The sequence below is a fragment of the Haemophilus sputorum CCUG 13788 genome, assembly GCF_000238795.1.
GTDB classification, from domain to species: Bacteria; Pseudomonadota; Gammaproteobacteria; order Enterobacterales; family Pasteurellaceae; genus Haemophilus_A; species Haemophilus_A sputorum.
Genome location: NZ_AFNK01000037.1, coordinates 40631 through 60493, shown reverse-complemented (window position 1 = coordinate 60493; position 19863 = coordinate 40631). Strand labels below are relative to the sequence as shown.

General features: G+C 41.2%; 25 protein-coding genes. 12 read left to right on the top strand and 13 right to left on the bottom strand.

Annotation, left to right across the window (positions count from 1 at the left end; translation table 11 throughout):
- Positions 1-60 precede the first annotated feature (60 nt).
- Positions 61-1263 carry a Na+/H+ antiporter NhaA gene (nhaA, locus tag HSP_RS0106540; RefSeq protein ID WP_007525895.1) on the bottom strand — a complete coding sequence of 401 codons (1203 nt, stop codon included), beginning with the start codon at positions 1261-1263 and terminating at the stop codon, positions 61-63.
- A 119-nt stretch (positions 1264-1382) separates the two neighbouring features.
- Between nhaA and HSP_RS0106535 the strand changes: the two genes are divergently transcribed.
- The 10 genes from HSP_RS0106535 (at position 1383) to HSP_RS0106490 (ending at position 8062) form a co-directional block, all read left to right on the top strand.
- Positions 1383-1811: an EamA family transporter gene (locus HSP_RS0106535; protein WP_007525892.1), complete on the top strand. Its 429-nt coding sequence runs from the start codon at positions 1383-1385 to the stop codon at positions 1809-1811.
- Positions 1808-2524, top strand: a complete 717-nt coding sequence (locus HSP_RS0106530) for a 4'-phosphopantetheinyl transferase family protein (protein ID WP_007525849.1) — start codon at positions 1808-1810, stop codon at positions 2522-2524. The genes HSP_RS0106535 and HSP_RS0106530 overlap by 4 nt, the downstream gene beginning before the upstream one ends.
- 11 nt (positions 2525-2535) lie before the next feature.
- Positions 2536-3162 carry an ADP-ribose diphosphatase gene (gene nudF, locus HSP_RS0106525; RefSeq protein WP_007525785.1) on the top strand — a complete coding sequence of 209 codons (627 nt, stop codon included), beginning with the start codon at positions 2536-2538 and terminating at the stop codon, positions 3160-3162.
- Between the two features lie 125 nt (positions 3163-3287).
- A complete protein-coding gene (gene cpdA / locus HSP_RS0106520) occupies positions 3288-4118 on the top strand; it encodes a 3',5'-cyclic-AMP phosphodiesterase (protein ID WP_007525827.1) in 831 nt (276 codons plus the stop codon).
- A gap of 367 nt (positions 4119-4485) precedes the next feature.
- Positions 4486-5070, top strand: a complete 585-nt coding sequence (locus HSP_RS0106515) for a YqaA family protein (protein WP_007525816.1) — start codon at positions 4486-4488, stop codon at positions 5068-5070.
- 11 nt (positions 5071-5081) lie between these two features.
- Positions 5082-5597 carry a LysM peptidoglycan-binding domain-containing protein gene (locus HSP_RS0106510; protein ID WP_007525804.1) on the top strand — a complete coding sequence of 172 codons (516 nt, stop codon included), beginning with the start codon at positions 5082-5084 and terminating at the stop codon, positions 5595-5597.
- 10 nt (positions 5598-5607) lie between these two features.
- Entirely contained in the window at positions 5608-5805 is a 198-nt protein-coding gene (locus tag HSP_RS0106505; RefSeq protein ID WP_007525821.1) for a hypothetical protein, read from the top strand.
- Between the two features lie 11 nt (positions 5806-5816).
- On the top strand, positions 5817-7040 hold the full coding sequence (locus HSP_RS0106500; protein ID WP_010129442.1) for a peptidoglycan DD-metalloendopeptidase family protein: 1224 nt from the start codon (positions 5817-5819) through the stop codon (positions 7038-7040).
- Between the two features lie 55 nt (positions 7041-7095).
- Positions 7096-7671 (top strand): DNA-3-methyladenine glycosylase I, encoded by a 576-nt coding sequence (locus HSP_RS0106495; RefSeq protein ID WP_010129441.1) that lies wholly within the window; start codon positions 7096-7098, stop codon positions 7669-7671.
- A gap of 148 nt (positions 7672-7819) precedes the next feature.
- On the top strand, positions 7820-8062 hold the full coding sequence (locus HSP_RS0106490; protein ID WP_010129440.1) for a YgjV family protein: 243 nt from the start codon (positions 7820-7822) through the stop codon (positions 8060-8062).
- A gap of 69 nt (positions 8063-8131) precedes the next feature.
- On the opposite strand, the gene HSP_RS0106485 is transcribed toward HSP_RS0106490, so the two are convergent.
- The 5 genes from HSP_RS0106485 to HSP_RS0106465 are packed head-to-tail and all read right to left on the bottom strand — an operon-like array spanning position 8132 to position 11958.
- The gene (locus tag HSP_RS0106485; protein WP_010129439.1) at positions 8132-8638 is read right to left on the bottom strand and encodes a thioredoxin family protein; all 507 of its coding nucleotides are present in this window, start codon (positions 8636-8638) and stop codon (positions 8132-8134) included.
- Positions 8639-8647: 9 nt separating this feature from the next.
- The gene (gene dolP / locus HSP_RS0106480; protein ID WP_010129437.1) at positions 8648-9235 is read right to left on the bottom strand and encodes a division/outer membrane stress-associated lipid-binding lipoprotein; all 588 of its coding nucleotides are present in this window, start codon (positions 9233-9235) and stop codon (positions 8648-8650) included.
- Between the two features lie 18 nt (positions 9236-9253).
- Entirely contained in the window at positions 9254-9832 is a 579-nt protein-coding gene (locus tag HSP_RS0106475) for a D-sedoheptulose-7-phosphate isomerase (protein WP_007525903.1), read from the bottom strand.
- 25 nt (positions 9833-9857) lie between these two features.
- Entirely contained in the window at positions 9858-10241 is a 384-nt protein-coding gene (locus tag HSP_RS0106470) for a YraN family protein (RefSeq protein ID WP_010129436.1), read from the bottom strand.
- Positions 10216-11958: a penicillin-binding protein activator gene (locus HSP_RS0106465; protein WP_010129435.1), complete on the bottom strand. Its 1743-nt coding sequence runs from the start codon at positions 11956-11958 to the stop codon at positions 10216-10218. Before HSP_RS0106465 ends, HSP_RS0106470 begins: the two co-directional genes overlap by 26 nt.
- Before the next feature lie 79 nt (positions 11959-12037).
- Between HSP_RS0106465 and rsmI the strand changes: the two genes are divergently transcribed.
- Positions 12038-12892, top strand: coding sequence for a 16S rRNA (cytidine(1402)-2'-O)-methyltransferase (gene rsmI, locus HSP_RS0106460; RefSeq protein WP_010129434.1), 855 nt, complete (start codon positions 12038-12040; stop codon positions 12890-12892).
- Between the two features lie 88 nt (positions 12893-12980).
- Here rsmI and hflX read toward each other — a convergent pair whose 3' ends face one another.
- From hflX to HSP_RS0106440, 4 genes are all read right to left on the bottom strand, one after another.
- Positions 12981-14375 (bottom strand): ribosome rescue GTPase HflX, encoded by a 1395-nt coding sequence (gene hflX / locus HSP_RS0106455; protein ID WP_007525834.1) that lies wholly within the window; start codon positions 14373-14375, stop codon positions 12981-12983.
- 1 nt (position 14376) lies between these two features.
- The gene (gene hfq / locus HSP_RS0106450; RefSeq protein ID WP_007525789.1) at positions 14377-14658 is read right to left on the bottom strand and encodes an RNA chaperone Hfq; all 282 of its coding nucleotides are present in this window, start codon (positions 14656-14658) and stop codon (positions 14377-14379) included.
- A gap of 98 nt (positions 14659-14756) precedes the next feature.
- Complete coding sequence (gene miaA / locus HSP_RS0106445) at positions 14757-15695, bottom strand: tRNA (adenosine(37)-N6)-dimethylallyltransferase MiaA (RefSeq protein ID WP_007525899.1); 939 nt, start codon at positions 15693-15695, stop codon at positions 14757-14759.
- Positions 15696-15789: 94 nt separating this feature from the next.
- Entirely contained in the window at positions 15790-16653 is an 864-nt protein-coding gene (locus HSP_RS0106440) for a YicC/YloC family endoribonuclease (RefSeq protein ID WP_007525880.1), read from the bottom strand.
- Between the two features lie 100 nt (positions 16654-16753).
- On the opposite strand from HSP_RS0106440, the gene rph reads away from it, so the two are divergent.
- Positions 16754-17482 (top strand): ribonuclease PH, encoded by a 729-nt coding sequence (gene rph, locus HSP_RS0106435; protein WP_007525910.1) that lies wholly within the window; start codon positions 16754-16756, stop codon positions 17480-17482.
- Between the two features lie 75 nt (positions 17483-17557).
- Here rph and hisIE read toward each other — a convergent pair whose 3' ends face one another.
- Genes hisIE through hisA form a run of 3 tightly spaced genes read right to left on the bottom strand, consistent with a single transcriptional unit; the run spans position 17558 to position 19718 of the window.
- Positions 17558-18205, bottom strand: coding sequence for a bifunctional phosphoribosyl-AMP cyclohydrolase/phosphoribosyl-ATP diphosphatase HisIE (hisIE, locus tag HSP_RS0106430; RefSeq protein ID WP_007525786.1), 648 nt, complete (start codon positions 18203-18205; stop codon positions 17558-17560).
- Positions 18206-18213: 8 nt separating this feature from the next.
- Complete coding sequence (gene hisF, locus HSP_RS0106425; protein WP_007525840.1) at positions 18214-18987, bottom strand: imidazole glycerol phosphate synthase subunit HisF; 774 nt, start codon at positions 18985-18987, stop codon at positions 18214-18216.
- Positions 18969-19718: a 1-(5-phosphoribosyl)-5-[(5-phosphoribosylamino)methylideneamino]imidazole-4-carboxamide isomerase gene (gene hisA, locus HSP_RS0106420; protein ID WP_007525894.1), complete on the bottom strand. Its 750-nt coding sequence runs from the start codon at positions 19716-19718 to the stop codon at positions 18969-18971. Before hisA ends, hisF begins: the two co-directional genes overlap by 19 nt.
- Positions 19719-19863 lie beyond the last annotated feature (145 nt).

The following is a 19863-nucleotide window of genomic DNA, read 5'->3' as shown; positions in this document are numbered from 1 at the left end:
CGTTGCCGTTTAACACGACAACGCTTTTTTTATATTTGTATTTGCAAATTCTGCATTAAATTAGACCGCTTGCGCAGTAGGTTTTGTTACCGCTTTTAGCAAGACATAACCAATTACAGCCGAACCTAACGTACCAAGTAAAATCCCTAAGCGAGACATTGGTAGTAAGGCATGGTTTGCATTTTCTCCACCGAAGGCGAGACCTGCGATAAACATCGACATAGTAAAACCGATACCGCATAGGATGGAGATAGCAAAAATATGTTTAAAGTTAACGCCTTCCGGTAATTTCGCAATGCGGAATAACACCGAAACATAACTAAATAGGAATACGCCAATTGGTTTACCCAGTAATAAACCTAACGCAACGCCTAATGGTAATGGTGAGGTAAGGTCACTGAAACTCATGCCTTCTAATGAAACGCCGGCATTCGAGAATGCGAATAATGGCAGAATTAAGAAGGTACACCATGGAGCAAGAATATGTTCAAGGTGATAAAGCGGAGTTTCACCGTTTTTCCCTTTTAATGGGATCGCAAAACCGATAATGACCCCGGCTAATGTTGCGTGCACGCCTGATTTTAACACTGACACCCAAAGAATTGAACCGACGATGGCATAGTTAAGTAAGCCAATCACTTTAAAGCGGTTCATCACAAACAGCGCAATGATCGCTAGACTTGCGATGGTAAGGGCTGAAACACTCATTTCATGCGAGAAGAAAATCGCAATCACTACGATAGCGCCTAGGTCATCAATAATTGCTAAGGCAAGTAAGAACATTTTTAATGCAGGTGGCACTTGTTTACTTAATAGTGCAACAATACCTACAGCAAATGCAATGTCAGTTGCCATTGGAATTGCCCAACCATCTTTAAATTCTGGATGCTGATGGTTAATAAATAGATAAACTAGGGCTGGCACAATCATCCCGCCGATAGCCGCTAACGCTGGGAAAATGGATTTTTGTATGCTAGAAAGTGAGCCTTCGAACATTTCTCGTTTTACTTCAAGCCCAACTAAAATGAAAAACACCGCCATTAAGCCATCGTTAATCCACATTAAAATAGGCTTATCAATCCCAAAATCGCCAAATTTAATCGTGAAGTGGGTTTGTAAAAAATTAAAATGGTTCTCTGCAAGCGGTGAGTTTGCTACTAACATTGCAAGAATGGCAGCGGCTAATAATAGGATTCCCCCAGCAGATTCTAGTTGCACAAAATGTTTAATTTGCCTTTGTAATTTATTCATTGTTTGTTGCATTTTTTTACTCCTTATTTCTAATCCCTATGCTATAACATTTCTGCCCTAAAATAAAAAGTATTTTGCGATTCAATTTTGGTAAACTAGTGTAAGTCAAATGGCAAAAAGAGAGAAGAAAAATGGCAAATGAGTGGCTTTATTGGGCAATAGCATCCGCATTTTTTGCAGCCTTAACTGCAATTTTTGCTAAGGTTGGCTTAAATGGAATAGATTCAGATTTCGCTACCTTTATTCGTACTTTAGTTATTATTGCAGCATTGGCTTTATTTTTAACCTATACCCACAAATGGCAGCCACTTGGTTCGCTAAATGGTAAAAATTGGCTATTTTTAATTTTATCTGGTTTAGCGACAGGGTTATCTTGGTTGGCCTATTTTAAAGCGTTACAGATGGGAAATGCTTCACAGGTTGCTCCAATTGATAAATTTAGCCTGGTTTTAGTGACGATTTTTGCCGTGATTTTTTTAGGCGAAAGACCGAGTGGGCAAGATTGGGTTGGTATTGGTTTAGTTGCTGCTGGCGTACTGACATTGGCGTTTAAGCGATGATTGAAGTCTGTTTTGCACATTGCGATGCGCCTTTACCGAAAGATTTTCACTTTAACTTACCACTTCCTTCTAAAGATGCGTTACCTCGTTTGTGGCAACGTTGGAAGAGTCGCCGAATGGCACATTTCTTATTAACAGAGCTAGGCAAGCAACAAGGTATTGAGGCGGTTAATTTCATGCAAATTCAGCGAGAAGCTAACGGTCGTCCATATATCATGCTTGATGGGGTTGATTTTAATATTAGCCATTCGGGCGAGTGGGTGGCGGTGATGCTATCTAAATCACAACCAAAGACGATAGTTGGGATTGATATTGAACATCCGCAAAGAGTCCGCCGATTTGAGGCGCTATTACGCCACTATGCCGATGAGGTAGAATGCTTGGCATTATTAGAGCCTGTAAAGCATCCATTACCAGATTTAGCTTCGCGTTTTTATTTAAGTTGGTGCTTGCGCGAGGCGGTTTTGAAAACCCAAGGTGTTGGCATTGTGGCTCTTAATGAAGTGCGCCATTTGCCTGAAAGTCAGCAACTGTTTTCTAGTCATTGCCCAAAAGGATGTTTACATTTTTATCATCAATTGCCGTTCTTTTTAGCTTATTTTTGGCAAACTTTTCCATTAGCGAAAACGAAACCTAATTTATGGCAGTGGACAGGCGATTGGCAAAAAATCGATCAAATTCAACCGCTTGTTTATCAAGTTAATCCGTTTTAGGAGCAAATCAAATGAGTCAAATTCTACAATTTTCACATCAAGATTTAACGATTTTAAAAGAAGAAACTGTTTATAAAGGGCATTTTGAACTGAAAAAAATTCACTTTAAACACAAGTTATTTAATGGCGGAGTAAGTGGAGAAGTCGTTCGTGAGTTGTTAGTAAAAGGCGCAGCAGCAGCCCTGATTGCATATGATCCTGTATTAGATAATGTTGTATTGATAGAGCAAGTACGCATTGGCGCATATGTTCCAGATTCAGATCGTTCTCCATGGTTGCTTGAATTAGTAGCAGGCATGATTGATAAAGGTGCAGAGTCTCCAGCAGAGGTTGCGATTCGGGAAGCGCAAGAAGAAGCCGGGCTGACTGTTTCAAATGTTGAACATGCTTTGAGTGTTTGGGATAGTCCAGGTGGTCAATTAGAACGCTTGCACCTTTTCTTAGGTTTAGTTGATAGCAGCCAAGTAGGCGGTATTTACGGTTTATTAGAAGAGGAAAATGAAGATATTTTGGTTCATGTTGTGAGTCGTGCACAGGCTTATCAATGGGTCGTCGAAGGCAAAATTGATAACGTGATTGCGGTAATTGGTTTGCAATGGCTTGAATTGAACTACCAAAAATATCGTAATAATAAATAGGTATAAAATCCTTTAATTTTCCATCTTTTCCAAGAAAAATGTGGCATAGTTCGCATTTTCAAACATTGCTTACTGATTTTGCCTGTTAAAACGCGTAAAGTAGGTGCGTTTTTTTGGGGGATGGAATGCAACAGGTTTATGAATTGAAAAAAGAGGCAACGGAAATTCGGTTGTTACAATTAACCGACATGCATTTATTTTCCGATCCTCAAGCGGAATTGTTAGGGATTAACACGCAAGCTAGTTTTCAAGCAGTGTTAGATGAGGTAATAGCTGAACCTCAGCCACATTTTGATGCGGTATTAGCTACGGGAGATTTGATTCAGGATTCTCAAGTTGAAGGCTATGATTATTTTGCCCAAATGGTACAGCCTTTAGCATCACCCGTTTTTTGGCTAGAAGGTAATCATGATGAACAGCCCCAAATGCGCACAAAATTGGCATCATACCCTTATATTTATGCTGAAAAACAAATTTTAGCGGGTAAACATTGGCAAATTTTATTATTAAATAGTCAAGTAAGTGGTTGCCCAAGAGGGTATCTTTCCAAAGAACAGTTGATTTGGCTAGAAGCTAAACTGGCAGAACACCCAGAACGATTTTGTTTAATTGCATTGCATCATAATCTTCTTCCGACGCATTGTGCATGGTTAGATCAACATTGCTTACAGAATACGGAATATTTTGCTGAAGTGTTGGCTCCTTTCAAACAAATTAAAGCTATTTTACATGGGCATATCCATCAAACCGTAGATAGTGCTTGGCATGGTATTCGGGTGTTAGCCACACCTTCGACCTGTATTCAATTTAAACCAAACTGTGATGAATTTACCTTAGATTTACTGGCGCCTGGTTGGCGGGAGTTAGTATTAAAGGCTGATGGACAGATAGAAACGATCGTCAAGCGGTTAAAAACGCAAACTTTTTTACCAAATCTTGAGGCTAAAGGTTACTAGTCGATTTTCATTCATTTTCGGTAGATAAAAAAAGAGCTAGGTGTTACCCTAGCTCTTTTGGATCTACATAATGAATAAAATTTTCCGATGACAGTTTCCTACCATCGTAATGTCTGACAGAGCGTTTTTTCGAAAGTTCAAAAAAATTTTAAATTTTTTTAAAAAAATGTCAAAAAAATAATTTTTCTCTAAAAACGTTGAAAATACAGGCTGTTTCTGGTGGTTTTTTGTTATCTATCTACTTTGTAAAACACCTAATAAATTTGACCGCTTGTAGGTAAAAAGAAAATAAAGATCAGATTATACAGAACTAATCGGATCCAGTATAATCTTACCTTTCGAATATTATCATGTAAGTAGTAAAAGAATGAATTTATTTGGGACGATTTACGATAAAATCATTGCGTGGTCAAAGCATAAATACGCTGCGTATTGGTTAAGTTTTGTCAGCTTTATTGAGGCAATTTTCTTTCCTATTCCGCCTGATGTGATGTTAATTCCAATGGCGATGAGCAAACCACATCATGCAACCAAATATGCCATTTATGCGGCAGTTGCTTCAGTTGTTGGTGGCGTAATCGGCTATGGCATTGGTTATTTTGCATTTGATTGGGTAAAAGATCTCATTAGTAGCTGGGGCATGCAAGCGTATTTTGAACAGGCGATGGAATGGTTTAAAACTTGGGGCGTATGGATTGTTTTTTTAGCAGGTTTCTCCCCAATTCCATATAAAGTATTTACGATTTGTGCAGGTGTGATGCAAATGGCATTTTTCCCATTTGTGATTACCGCTGCAATTTCTCGTTTCGCTCGCTTCTTTCTTGTGGCAAAATTGTCTGCTTGGGGCGGAGAAAAATATGCAGACAAAATTCGTCGCTCAATTGAATTGATTGGCTGGGGAACGGTTGCCGTTGCCGTGGTCGCTTACATTATCTATCAATTATTAAAATAAAAGGATACCTTATGAAAAAATCATCTTTTTTACTGCCGTTAGTTGCGGCTTTTGCATTGGTAGGCTGTACTAACAATAACACCTCTGAATCTGACACTGGTGCAGTGGTTGAGAATGCGGTAGGTTCAACCAATATGAATAATGGTGGATGGCAATCTGGCGATATTACGCCAACAGCAATGCCTTCTTCAATGAATCAACCAGTCAGTACACCAACTTATGGTGCAAGCGCGCCAGTTGCAACAACGCGTGCGCCAAGTACTGCACCAGTCGCAGCCCTAACCAGCTATGGTGCTAATACTGAAACTGTAGGTAATTGCCAAGTGGTTCGTAATGCAGATGGCACGCCTGTCTATGCACAAATGACGAAAGGTTGCTATACAGATAGTACTTACACCGTCGGCGCACAAGATACGCTATATTTAATTTCTTTCTTATCTGGTTCTTCAGCTAATCAAATTGCGCAATTAAATGGGATTAGCACTTCGACTAAACTCAAAGTTGGTCAATCTTTACGTGTGCGTTAATGGGGGCTAAATGAAAAAAACATCATTAAGCTTAGCTGTTGTAGCAATTGCATTAAGTGCTTGCCAGGCAGAAGCGCCAAAACAAGCTGATCCAAATGAATTAAGCCCAGGCTTAATGCAACCAGTTGATGGTTCTGGTGCACAAGCAGGTAGTTATGGTTGGGATGCAGGGATTCAGCCAGCATCAATGCCTTCATCAATGAAATAGTAGGGTTTCGCATGCAAAAAAGATTTATTTTATTACCGCTTGTTGCCAGTATTTTAACGGCATGTTCAGCAAACTCACCAGCACCGGTTGAAAATGCTAAAGATAGTAATGTCTTAAGCCCAAGTTTACCAACCCCTGTAGAGGGAACGAGTGGTACCACTTATGGTTGGCAGTCGGATATTCAACCGAGTAGTGCTCCAGTAACACCTATTACCCCGACAACAGCAACACAACCTAATGTGGTGAACCCTGTGATTACAGAACAACCCGCGCAACCGACCACAACAACTAAAACGGTAAAGCGTACGAAAACTGTACAGAAAAAAGTTGATCAAAATTTTGCTATCCCGCGTGATTCGAATAATGCACCAGTATATAGCCAAATCAAAAAAGGCTTCTATGACGGCTCAACTTATACTGTTCGTAAAGGCGATACCATGTTCTTAATCGCTTATATTATTGGTAAGGATGTAAAAGAATTAGCTGCACTTAATGGCATGAGCGAACCTTATCAATTAAGCGTTGGACAAAAATTAAAAACAGGTAAATCAGGCACTGAAACTATCACGGTTGAAGAAACTGTCACTGTACCAGTTAAACCACAAGTGACTTATCAACAAGGTGCAAATGGCACCATTTATTCTTCAGAGGGTGATATTACAGGCCCTGTGAAAGCAAGCGCAGGTTCAGCGGATACAGTGCCGGTTGCAAATGGCGGTATTCGTGCTTCTGTGGGGAATCCTGCACAAATTCAAACCGCAAGTACCTCTAGTACGGCAACGAATACAGGTATTGTGGCAACAGCAGGTACTGCTACATCAGGCAGCACATATAGTAAGCCAGCACCGAATGCGCCAGCTTCCTCTTTTGCATGGCAATGGCCGACTGCAGGTCGTGTAGTACAAGGCTTCTCGGCATCAGAAGGTGGTAATAAAGGTATTGATATTGCCGGTAATAAAGGCCAAGAGGTTAAAGCTGCTGCAAATGGTAAAGTTGTTTACGCCGGTAACGCATTAGAAGGCTACGGTAACTTAATTATCATCAAACATAGCGATGACTTCTTAAGTGCTTATGCTCACAACGATAGTATTAGCGTAGATGAGCAAGAGACTGTAAAAGCTGGACAAACCATCGGTAAAATGGGTAGCACAGGAACTAACACCAACAAACTTCACTTTGAGATTCGTTACAAAGGGAAGTCAGTTGACCCAGCCCGCTACTTACCAAAACGTTAAAATTACTAACCGCTTGTTAGCTGACAAGCGGTTATTTTTTGGAGGAAATTTGCAAATGGCAACACATTTAACCCGTTGTGGTTGGGTAGGCGAAAGTAATATTTATATCCACTACCATGATGAAGAATGGGGTAAACCTCAGTTTGATTCGCTTAAATTATTTGAAAAAATATGTTTAGAAGGTCAGCAAGCGGGGCTTTCTTGGATTACCGTATTGAAAAAACGCGAAGCCTATCGTGCCGCATTTTTTCAATTTGACCCAGAAAAAATTGCGCAAATGACAGAGATTGATATTGATTTGCTAATGGAAAATGCTGGGCTAATTCGTCATCGAAAAAAGCTTGAAGCCATTGTTAAAAATGCGAGAGCTTATTTAGCTATGCGAGAGAAGGGTGAAGATTTTAGCCAATTTATTTGGTCATTTGTCGGTGGTAAGCCACAGATCAACAATGTACCGAATCTTTCATGCGTACCTGCTAAAACAGAAACTTCCAAAGCACTTTCTAAGGCATTGAAAAAGCGGGGATTTGTCTTTGTTGGTGAAACGACTTGTTATGCGTTTATGCAATCAATGGGCTTAGTGAATGACCATATTAATGACTGTTTTGCCAAAATGCAGGCAAAGAATTAAACGTGCTATTTTCTATATCTTTTACTTTTTTAAGAAGGAATCAAATTATTTTCAGTGGCAATCGGTTGCTTAAATTTTCGCCCTTTTTCTCTAAAGAAAAATCCTTTATGATGTCTTTATAAGAAATATTACTTTTGAGGAAGAGAATATGAATAGTGTTCCATTTAGTATTGAATTGTTAGGTTATATTGCGACTTTTTTAGTGGCAGTATCATTTTTATGTAAATCAATGGCTCGTTTACGCGCTATCAATGCACTAGGTGCAACATTGTTTGTGATTTATTCATTGATTATTACAGCTTATCCTGTGGCATTGCTTAATGCCTTCTTAGTTTGCGTGAATCTTTACCAACTTTGGCTTTTAAAACAAAAGGGCGAATTGGTTTGGTAAAGCAGTCTTAAAATTTGACCGCTTGCGAAATCGGCGTAAAACTGTTGAAAGTTTTACGCCGATTTGTTTTTATGATGTTTGATTTTGTGTGAATATCGCTCGCAAATCTGCTTCAATCAGATGCCCTAATTTTCCCATACGGAAATCCGCTCGGATAGCTTCTCGCTGCTCGGGTTCCTTAGCCATTTTAGCTTGAATGCTGGCAGGAAATTCACTCAGCACCAAGGTGGTTTCCTCTCCATTTAGGCGGAAAATACTTGGGATTTTTTCCTCTGCCATGACAACTTGTTGCTGCGCTTCGCTATCGTAATGTTTGCGTTCTTTCTTCTCTTTACGCGAGACATAACTGACATGAATATTAGGATTAAGCTTTGCCATGCGTTGGAAATAGGCCACTACCTCTACACAATCTGGGCAGAAAGGTTCTGCCATCACAAGATAGTGGCTGGGTGATGAAATTGCTTTAATCGCGGCTTCCGTTTCAGCGCTAAGTTGTACGCCAACATACACATCTAACTGATTTTCACGATCTTCTTCGCTATTAAATTCTAAATATTCATAAAAATGCGCAGCCATATTGTTCTCCTATTGGGCATAAGTAATGACTTTAATCACTTTTGTCACACCACTAACATTGCGGGCAACTTCTGCTGCGGCATCTGCTTGTTGGGCATCAAGTTTACCCATTAAGAACACTTCGCCATTTTCAGTAATGACTTTTACTTCAGTGGTTTTCACTTCTGAATTAACCAATAATTTAGACTTAATTACGCTAGTGATATAACTATCAACAGAAATCTGGCTGACATTGATTTTTTCACCAACACGGATTTCGTTATAAACATCATTTACACCATTCACACCTGCTGCAAGATTTTTAGCGCTTTCGATAGTTGAGTGATTTGGCGCTTGACCAATTAACAAGATTTTACCGTTATAAGCCACGACGTTGATACGTGCTTCTTCTTTGAGTTGTGCGTCATTGTTAAGGTTATGAGCTACACGTTCTTCTAAAATTTCATCATCAATTTGTGTACCAGCTGAACGAGGATCTGTTGCAACTTTGGTCGCAACAGCTGCACTGGTTACAACAGCTGTAGCCAAACAGCCTTGTAAGCTAAGAAGGGATACACCAGTTAAAATAAGGGTTGAGAGTCGTTTTAACATAGACATAAATACTCCTGTGTATTTTTAGGAAAAAAGTAGGCTATCAATCAGCTCACCGAGCAAATTGACGCAAAATTGGTGGCTTTCTAGAATCCTTGCTTCATTGTGTGAAGGAATGATGATCTCTAAATCGTGATCATCAAGTAAGCCTTTAGTATGATCGTTTCGGCTACTGCTAAATGCTAAAATATTCATGCCAATATTTTTTGCAGCATGGCTCGCATTTAAGACCGCTTGTTCATTGCCTGAAGGCGAGAAAGTAATGAAAAGATCGCCTTCTTTACCAATGGCTTGCAGCTGTTTGCTATAAAGATGTGCAAGTTCATTTTCTTCAACCATGACGCCAGCAAGCACGCCGTCAAAATGTAATAATTGCGCGGCAAAGCTAGGTCGAGCTAGCTGATAACGATGCAGAAGATAGCTTACCAATAGCTGTGCATTGATATAAGAACGCCCATGTCCGCAAACAATGATTTTGTTATCGCTAAGTAGGCATTGTACAATGCGTTGCGCACACTCATTCAAAATTGGTGGCATTTCATTTGCCATTTGAATTTGAGTTTGGATACTTTCGTTAAACTGTGCTTGAATTTTTTCTAACATATCAGCCTGCTCGACAAATGAATAATTAGCCAAGGAAATTGGGAATCCAAAGCGGTGGTTGGTTGCCTTCAAAGGCGACAACATCAAAACGGCAGTTAGCGGTTTCTAGGCTTTGTTGATGGTGTTTCATCAGCCATAAATTTGCAGCTTGTTGCCATTTCTGTTGTTTACGGTAGTCAATGCTTTCTACGGCAGAACCGAATTTAGCACTTTTACGTTGGCGAACTTCGACAAAGACGAACGTTTCTTGCGCTTGCATGACTAAATCTAATTCGCCACATTTAAAGGTTGCATTGGCTTCAATAAATTTTAGCCCTTGCGATTCTAAATATTGACGGGCTTGTTGCTCATAGATTGAGCCTTGTGCCCGTCGATTGGTTTGATTAACGAGCTTGTTCCACAGCGCCATTATGATATTGCATCCATGACAGTGAGCGTTCAATTTGGCAGTTTCTGCCCGCACTTAAGTTCCCAGTTAAACCAGAAACTTGATAGCCTGGAATTTTGCTCACTTCATTAAATTTATTTGCAAGTAACCAAGCATCTGCTCCCATAGCATATAAGCGCATTCTTTGGAAATCGCTCGCTGTGAGTGTGGCAGCTTTTTGATATTCATCTGAACTTGGATCTGCTAATAATGGAATTTCGCTGAATTTTACACCTTCCATTGCTGTGTAATAGTCTGCGCCATTAGTTGGGGCATTACTGCGTGATGAAGTGTAAATTGCGAAAACGCCTTTCAGTGGCGTAGAATCTACACCTTGCTTGATTTCATACACTTGTTCTGCGGTACCGAGTAAATACAGACCACCTTGGCTTGCATTTGTGCTTTGGATACCTGCAGTTGCATCTTCGCTGCTGTTGTAGTAACGCACATCAGCATCGCTACCGGTTAATTGGCGCCAGCGAGTAGTAAAGGCATCTGCAGCTCTTTGACCGAAATCATCTTGTGGCGCAGAAACATATGCATTACGTTGTCCGTCTTGGAACATTTTTTCTGCTGCTGCTTTTGCTTCAGCTTCAGGCGATAGACCATAGTAGCAAACTTGCGATAGTGCTTTAGCATTTGGTGTCGCATTTAACGCTAATACATTTACCCCATTAATTGCAGGGCTTGCTAATAGGCTATCAATACGGTCTTTTAATAATGGGCCGACAATTAAATTTGCACCGTTTTGTTTTGCTTGTTCAACTAAGGTAGCTGGATCGGCTGAATCAGTATCTAACACTTGAATACGAATTGGGTTATCGCCTTTGGCTTCATCAAAACCACTTTTAATGATTTGACCTAAGGCTTGTGCCTCTCCGCTTAATGGTAATAAAAGTGCAATATCATTAAGCTGAGTTTGTTGATAGCTATTCACGCTTTGTAACTCAGAAGGCAGTAAATTCGTCGCACTGTGTGTTGGATATTGAGCACGCCAGTTATTCATGGCTTGCTGCATTTGTGCAGGATTGTTAACGTTTTGGTTATAAGCAGTAATGAGTGCAATCCAACCCGCAAATTCAATTTCTCCAGCTTTAATGCTCGCCTGTTCAATTGTTGCACGGTTACCTTTTCTTAAGGTTGACCAAATTGTATCGTTGTTTTCCTGACGCGCTTTATTATCGGTTAAATAGTTATTCATCATTGAACGTGCGCGGACAATTTCCACTGGGTCACGTTGGTTTTCGGCAATGTTCGCTTGCGTTTGATAAAAACGTAGCATTTGAACTTGGCTTAATTGTGCAAGCGGTAGATTTCTTAATAAAGTTTGCGCTTGCTCATTGTTACCACGCGCAGCATATAATTGCGCAGAAACTAAAGCATATTCCATTTTTTGCACTTCATTTTTTTGTAGTGCTTCCATCAATTTAGGCGAATTTGTTAATTCATCAAAAGTGTTTTGCGCTTCTTCTGCTTTATTTTCTTCAATCAATTTACGTACAGCTAAAAGATGATAAGTGATTTTATCTTCTTCATCTTTTACGCTATCAGCTTTGTTAATATAAAATTCAGAACTTGCATACGCTTCATTTTTAATCGATTGCGTAACTAAATTTTCTGAAGCGCAAGCAGAAATAAGTAGGGCAAGTGCAGTTGGCATAAAGACAGTTTTCATTTTCTGTTTTAAAATAGTTGCCATATATAACTCCAAGATTAGTGTCATTGAGCAATGTGCTCAGATAATGTCAAATCTTACTTATCAAACGATGTAAAATCAAATGAAAAACGAACAAAAAGGCATATTGTATATTGTTGCCACGCCCATTGGAAACTTAGGCGATATTACTCAGCGCGCATTAGAAACTTTTGAAACAGTCGATTTAATTGCGGCTGAAGACACTCGTCATAGCGGGCTATTATTAAGTCATTACGGCATTAAAAAGCCTTTCTTCGCTTTACACGATCATAATGAGCAGCAAAAAGCCACTGTTTTGGTTGAAAAGCTCCAACAAGGTATAAATATTGCTCTGATTTCAGATGCAGGTACGCCACTAATTAGTGACCCTGGTTTTCATTTAGTTCGTCATTGCCGTCAAGCGGGTATTCAGGTTGTGCCGATTCCTGGCGCTTGCGCAGCAATTACTGCGTTATGCGCTTCTGGTATTGCATCAGACCGTTTCTGCTTTGAAGGGTTCTTACCGGCAAAATCAAAATCTCGTTGTGATAAGCTTGAAGCTTTAGCCGAAGAGCCTCGCACCTTAATTTTTTATGAATCTACCCACCGAATTTTAGAGACGCTTGCAGATATGCAAACAATCTTTGGAGAGGAACGCTATATTGTGATGGCACGAGAGCTGACCAAAACTTGGGAAACGATTCATGGCGATAGCTTAGGAAAGTTAATCTCATGGCTAAAAGAGGATAGTAACCGCATCAAAGGAGAAATTGTATTAGTGGTGGAAGGAAAGCCGGAAACTGAGAGCGCAGAATTTTCTTCACAAGCGGTCAAATTATTGGCCTTACTTTGCAAAGAGCTGCCATTGAAAAAAGCAGCCGGTATTGTTGCAGAAACTTTTGGTTACAAGAAAAATGCGCTTTATCAATATGGGCTGGAAAATTTAGGCGAGAAATAGCTTTTTTGCTTTGTCTTTTGGTATGAAAAAAAGAATCCCCTCTTTGGCTGAGAGGGGAGGGATGATTGGGTAAACTTAGCGAGAAGTGCTAAGCCCATTGTGCAAATTCTAGATATTCTGTTAATTCGGGGTATTGTTTAAGCCACTTTTGCCATTGGATTTCATCGACTTCGATTGTCAGAAGTCTGTCTCCAAATTCATTAAAACGTTCTTGCTTAATACAATGATGTTGGTAAAACTGCGCGTAAATTTGACCGCTTGTTGGCGGCAATAAGAGCTGTTTAGTGACTAACGTATTACGAAGACGTTCGCAAATTGCTTGGTGAAGTAAATCTACGCCAAGCCCTGATTGCGCACTGAGATAAACTGCAATTGGTTTTCCATTTTCATCGCGCTCAATAAAGGGTGAAACCGCAGGGAGTGCATCAATTTTGTTATAGACTTGCAAAATGGGGACTTCATTCGCGCGAATTTCATCAAGTACTTGATTCACTGCACTGATATTTTCTAGCTTACGGGCATCTGCGGCATCAATAACGTGAAGGAGTAGCGTAGCTTCACACGTTTCTTGTAACGTGGATTTAAAGGCCGAAACTAAATCATGTGGCAGGTTACGAATAAAGCCAACCGTATCTGCAAAAATCGTGGTACCAACTTCAGGCAGTTGTAAACGGCGTAAAGTCGGATCGAGTGTTGCAAACAGTTGATCGGCAGCATAAACATCTGCTTGTGTAAGCGTGTTAAATAAGGTGGATTTTCCCGCATTTGTATAGCCCACCAATGAAACAGTTGGAATATCTGCTTTTTGGCGAGTTTTACGGTTTTGATGACGCTGCTGGTTAACCTTTTCTAAACGGCGTTGCAGTTGCTGAATGCGAACTTTGATTAAACGACGGTCAGTTTCTAATTGTGTTTCCCCAGGCCCGCGTAAACCTACCGCTCCTCCTTTTTGTTGGTCTTGCTTACCTAAACGGCGGACTAATCGGGTTGAGAGGTGCTTTAACTGCGCCAATTCAACTTGTAATTTCCCTTCATAGCTTCTTGCCCGTTGTGCAAAAATATCCAAAATAAGCCCTGTGCGATCAACCACGCGACAGCCGCATAATGCAGATAAGTTACGGGTTTGTGAAGGGCTGAGTTCATGATTTACTAAGACTAAATTGGCAGATAACGCTTCAACCGCTTGTTGAATTTCTTCGGCTTTCCCTGTGCCAACAAAATACTTGGCATGCGGTGTACTGCGGCTTGTCGTAAGCGTGGCCAAGACTTCAACGCCAGCGGAATGCGCAAGAGTTTGAAACTCAGTTAGGTTTTCGATATCTTTTTCAGGCGAGAGAAAAAGGTGCACTAAAATGGCGCGATCTTTTTCTTCAAGTTGTGTTGGGTGTGTTTTTTCACTGTTTTCAGGAAACAGAAAACCAAGCGATGAATTTTCGTCCTCGCTTGGTAACGTTGTTTGAGTTGAGATTGAAGAAATAATCAAATTATTCCGTAACAGGTTTTTCTTGCGCTAAATCAACGTGTTGATACTGGGTTTGTGTGTGACCGTTATTATTGTGAGAAACCGCACGTGCCGGAACGACAGTTGAGATTGCGTGTTTATAAACCATTTGGCTTACCGTATTTTTTAATAAAATTACGAATTGGTCGAATGATTCAATTTGACCTTGTAATTTAATGCCATTTACTAAGTAAATAGAAACAGGAATGCGCTCACGGCGAAGTGCATTTAAATATGGGTCTTGTAAAGATTGACCTTTTGCCATTAGATTTTCCTTTTTTATAATTGTAGACAACCTAACTAACAGTTAGGCATAGAAATCTTATCATACTTTAGATAGTAACAAGTCGGATCAGTGGAAAGTTAACGTAAACTTTTCTCTATTTTGTCAATTATTGTCAATTTTGCTTGTTCTGGGTTTAAGCTATCAAGCCAGGTGATTTCATCTTTCCAACCACGCAGCCAAGTAATTTGGCGTTTTGCTAATTGACGAGTGGCGCAGATGCCTTTATAAATGGCTTCATCTAAAGAAATGTCGCCTTGTAAATATTCCCACATCTGGCGGTAGCCAACACAGCGGATAGAAGGTAAGTCAATATGTAAATCTTCCCGCAAAAATAACCGCTTGACCTCTTCTTCAAAACCCAAATCCATCATTTTTTGAAAGCGTAGCGCAATCCGCTCATGCAAGATGGCACGATCTTGTGGGGCGATGGCAAATTGCAGCAGGCGGTAAGGCAAAGTTTCCCCTTTTTCCGTGGTCAGCTCGGTCATGGTTTTACCAGTAATATAAAACACTTCCAACGCGCGGTTAATTCGCTGGCTGTCGTTAGGGTTGATTCTGGCTCCAGCCACAGGATCGATTGATAACAGTTCTTGATGCATACCCGCCCATCCTATTTTAGCGGCTTTTTCTTCAATTTCTGCGCGAATAATCGGGTCGGCAGAAGGAAGTGGCGAAAGCCCTTCAAGTAATGCTTTGTAATAAAGCATTGTACCGCCAACCAATAAAGGAATACGACCGCTAGCACTGATTTCCGCCATTTCTTTTAAAGCATCTTCACGGAAATTCATCGCTGAATAACTTTCTTTCGGATCAAGAATATCAATTAAACGATGCGGCGCTAAGGCTAATTCTGCCGGAGTTGGCTTTGCGGTGCCGATATCCATGCCTTTATAGATCAAAGCAGAATCCACGCTAATTACTTCAACTGGCAGTTGTTGGCGCAAAGCAATCGCTAAATCGGTTTTTCCCGAAGCAGTTGGGCCCATTAAGAACAGGGCTAAAGGTTGTTGGGTCATTATTCCTCTAAATTGGGTAAACAAGCGGTCGTATTTTACGAAGAAAATGCAAAAAGCCCAAACAGCGTTTGAGCTTTCTTTTTAAGTGGCGAAATTATTCAAGGTTTTGAATTTGTTCACGCATTTGCTCAATCAATACTTTTAATTCTACGGCAGAGTTAGTTACATCTGCATTGATAGATTTTGAGGCAAGCGTGTTGGATTCACGGTTGAGTTCTTGCATCATGAAATCTAATTTACGGCCAATTGCGCCACCTTTTTTCAAGATTGATGTGGTTTCTTTTACATGCAGTTGTAAGCGATCAAGTTCTTCAGCAACATCAAGGCGTTGAGCAGTCAACACCATTTCTTGTTCAAGGCGTTGTGGGTCAAGCTGTAAATTTAATTCATCAAACCGTTGTTGGAGGCGTTCTTTTTGCCATTGCAAAATGCTTGGCATTTGGGCTTGTACTCGGGTGGCGATTTCGCTGATGGTATCTAAACGTTGCTGAATCAAGGTTTGAAGATTTGCCCCTTCACGCCCACGCATTGCGATAAATTCAGCTAAAATTTGCTCGAAACCGGCTAATAAATCTTCTGCGATTTGGTCGAGATCTTGGTTCTGGCTATCAACCACACCAGGATATCTTAATACATCAACTAAATTGATTTCGCCTGCTCCAGCAATGGTTTGTAAACTTTTTAGCGCACTGACAACTTTTTCTGCATAAGCATGATTAAGTGCCAATTCGTTGCTTTCATTATTAGTCAGTTCAATACGCAAGCTACATTCCACTTTTCCGCGTGTAAGCGTTGCTCTTAAGCGCTCGCGTAATCCCATTTCTAAATGGCGAAACGCTTCAGGTAAACGGAAATAGGTTTCTAAAAAACGTTGGTTAACGGAACGAATTTCCCAAACCGCATTGCCCCAATTTTTTTTCAGTTCAAGATGCGCAAAGGCAGTCATACTATAAATCATGATAATTCCTTACATTAGGCAAAAGCCGCTAATAAAATTCGCACCATTGTACTGTTTATTTGTTAGAATGGGCAAAATTTTATTTAGAAGGAATAGAAGAATGCGCCCAAATAATCGTGAAGCTCAACAAGTTCGCCCAGTGACAATCACTCGCCATTACACCCGCTATGCGGAAGGTTCAGTATTAGTTGAGTTTGGTGAAACAAAAGTGTTGTGTAATGCCACTGTTGAAGAAACTGTACCGCGTTTCTTAAAAGGGCAGCAGCAAGGCTGGGTAACGGCTGAATACGGTATGTTACCACGCTCAACGCATAGCCGAATGGCGCGCGAAGCTGCAAAAGGTAAACAAGGCGGGCGTACAATGGAAATTCAACGTTTGATCGCGCGTTCTTTACGTGCAGTAGTAGATTTAAAAGCATTAGGTGAGCGGACTGTTACCGTTGATTGTGATGTTATTCAAGCCGACGGTGGCACACGTACCGCATCTATTACTGGCGCTTGCATTGCATTACATGATGCGCTAAGCAAATTAGTGGCAGATGGCACATTAAAAACCAATCCAATGAAAGGATTAGTTGCCGCCATTTCTGTTGGTATCGTCGATGGTGAAGCTGTGTGTGATTTAGAATATGTTGAAGATTCTAATGCAGAAACAGATATGAATGTGGTGATGGTTGATGATGGTCGATTAGTCGAAGTACAAGGTACAGCAGAAGGCGAACCATTCTCTCATATGGAATTATTACAACTTATTGATTTAGCGCACCGCGGTTGCGAACAGTTATTCGAAGTGCAGCGCCAAGCGTTAGCTGCTAAAACTGAAGAATAATTTTGTAAAAAAAATGAGAAAATTAGACCGCTTGCGCCCTGGCTTTTGCTAGGGCGCAAATTTTATTTATGCCGACTATTTATTTGAACCCTCTGGGTGCAGACCAATTCCCTGATGGCGTTCTTGCAATTTTGCAATTACATCCTCCCATGCCAGTTCTTGATGGTGCAACAACACAGTTAAGTGATAAACCAAATCCGCCGCTTCGCTGAGGGTTTCTGGTTTATCTTGTGAAACGGCAGCTAGCGCAGTTTCTACCGCTTCTTCTCCCACTTTTTGGGCGATTTTCTTAATGCCTTTGCTGTGTAGTGTTGCTGTGTAAGAGCTGGCCGTATCGGCGTTTTTCTTTTCTGCTAAATGCTGCTCCAGTAGGGCAAACCATGTCCAATGGCTAGTAGCTTGTTGGGTAAATTGATGAAAGCAGCTGTCTTCTCCGGTATGGCAGGTCGCGCCGATAGGGTTGGCTAAAATTAACAAGGTGTCATTGTCACAGTCCAAGCTCATATCCACCACATTCAAAAAATGCCCTGAGGTTTCCCCCTTGGTCCAGAGGCGTTGCTTGGTACGGGAATAGAAGCTCACTTTGCCTTCATTAATGGTTTTGGCTAAGGCTTCGTCATTCATATATCCCAACATCAACACCTGACCGGTTTGTGCGTGTTGGACAATGACAGGCAGTAACCCATCGACTTTTTGCCAGTTGATAAGGCTAGTATTAAGCATCATTTTCCTTACTCTCTGATTTCAATATTGTGTTGACGTAAATAGCGTTTGAGTTCTCCAATCTGAATAATCTGCTTATGGAACACGCTTGCGGCTAATGCGCCGTCGACATTGGCTTCGATAAAGGCATCGCGAAAATGCACCATTTCTCCTGCACCGCCTGAGGCAATAAGCGGCACGTGGCATACTTGGCGCACCATTTTTAGCTGTGTGAGATCATAGCCTTGGCGTACGCCATCTTGGTTCATCATATTGAGTACGATTTCACCCGCACCACGGCTTTGTACTTCTTGCACCCAATCAAGTAACTGCCAATGGGTTTGGCGGGTACGGCTTTCATCACCGGTATATTGGTTGACCCAATATTTTCCAGTTGATTGCTCAAACCAGCTATCGATGCCAACAACGATCGCCTGCACGCCAAAGCGTTCGGAAAGTTGGTTAATCAAATCGGGATTAGCTAGCGCAGGAGAGTTGATCGAGATTTTATCCGCGCCAAAAGCAAATAACTGCTCGGCATCGGTGACAGTTTTAATTCCGCCGGCTACGCAGAAAGGGATGTCAATTACCTGCGCTACGCGTTGCACCCAGCTTTTATCCACGGTGCGGCCATCCGATGAAGCGGTAATATCATAAAATACCAGTTCATCGGCACCTTCGGCAGCATAGCGTTGTGCCAATGGGACTATATTGCCAATAATTTCGTGATTACGGAATTGCACGCCCTTAACGACTTGCCCATCACGTACGTCTAAACAAGGAATTATCCGTTTTGCCAACATTCGATTGCCTCCGCTACATTAAATTTGCCTTCTAACAAGGCGCGCCCGACAATAACACCTGTCACACCAGTATTTTTAAGCGCCTCAATATCCGCTAGGCTACCAATACCGCCCGATGATTGGAATTGAATATCGGGATATTGCGCGCAGATTTCACGATATAAATCGACGTTTGAACCTGCCAAGGTGCCATCACGCGAAATGTCGGTGCATAACACATGGCGTAAGCCGACACTTTGATAGTCTTCGATTACTTCTTCTAATAATACGCCACTAGCTTCTTGCCAGCCGCTGATTGCCACAATTTTTTGACCGCTTGCATTGATGTTGATGTCCAATGCCAACACGAATTTCTCCGCGCCATATTGAGCAAACCATTGTTTTACGGTGGCGCGTTCTTTAATCGCTGTTGAACCGATCACCACGCGGTTTGCGCCTGCCGCCAATAAATCGGCAACATCTTGTTCGCGACGAATCCCACCACCGACTTGCACAGGGCAGGGCGTTGCAGCAATGATTTGGCGAATTAACGCGGTTTGGCGGGCGTGTGGATTTTTCGCCCCAGTTAAATCCACCAGGTGTAATTGCTGTGCGCCTTGACGAACGTAGTCAGCAAATTGCGCGATAGGATCGTCGCAATAAGTAGTTTGTTTGGCGTAGTCGCCTTGGTGTAGCCGCACAACTTGGCCATCAATTAAGTCAAGGGCGGGAATAATTTGTGATGTTTGCATAGTTTTTCCTGTGTAATGTAATTAGTTCCCCTCTTTAGCAAAGAGGGGTTAGGGGAGATTTGGCAGAAGTCTTTTTCAACCTTGTGAGAGATTAGACATCGTAATCAAATCTCCCCCTGCCCCTCTTTTCTAAAGAGGGGGGCGT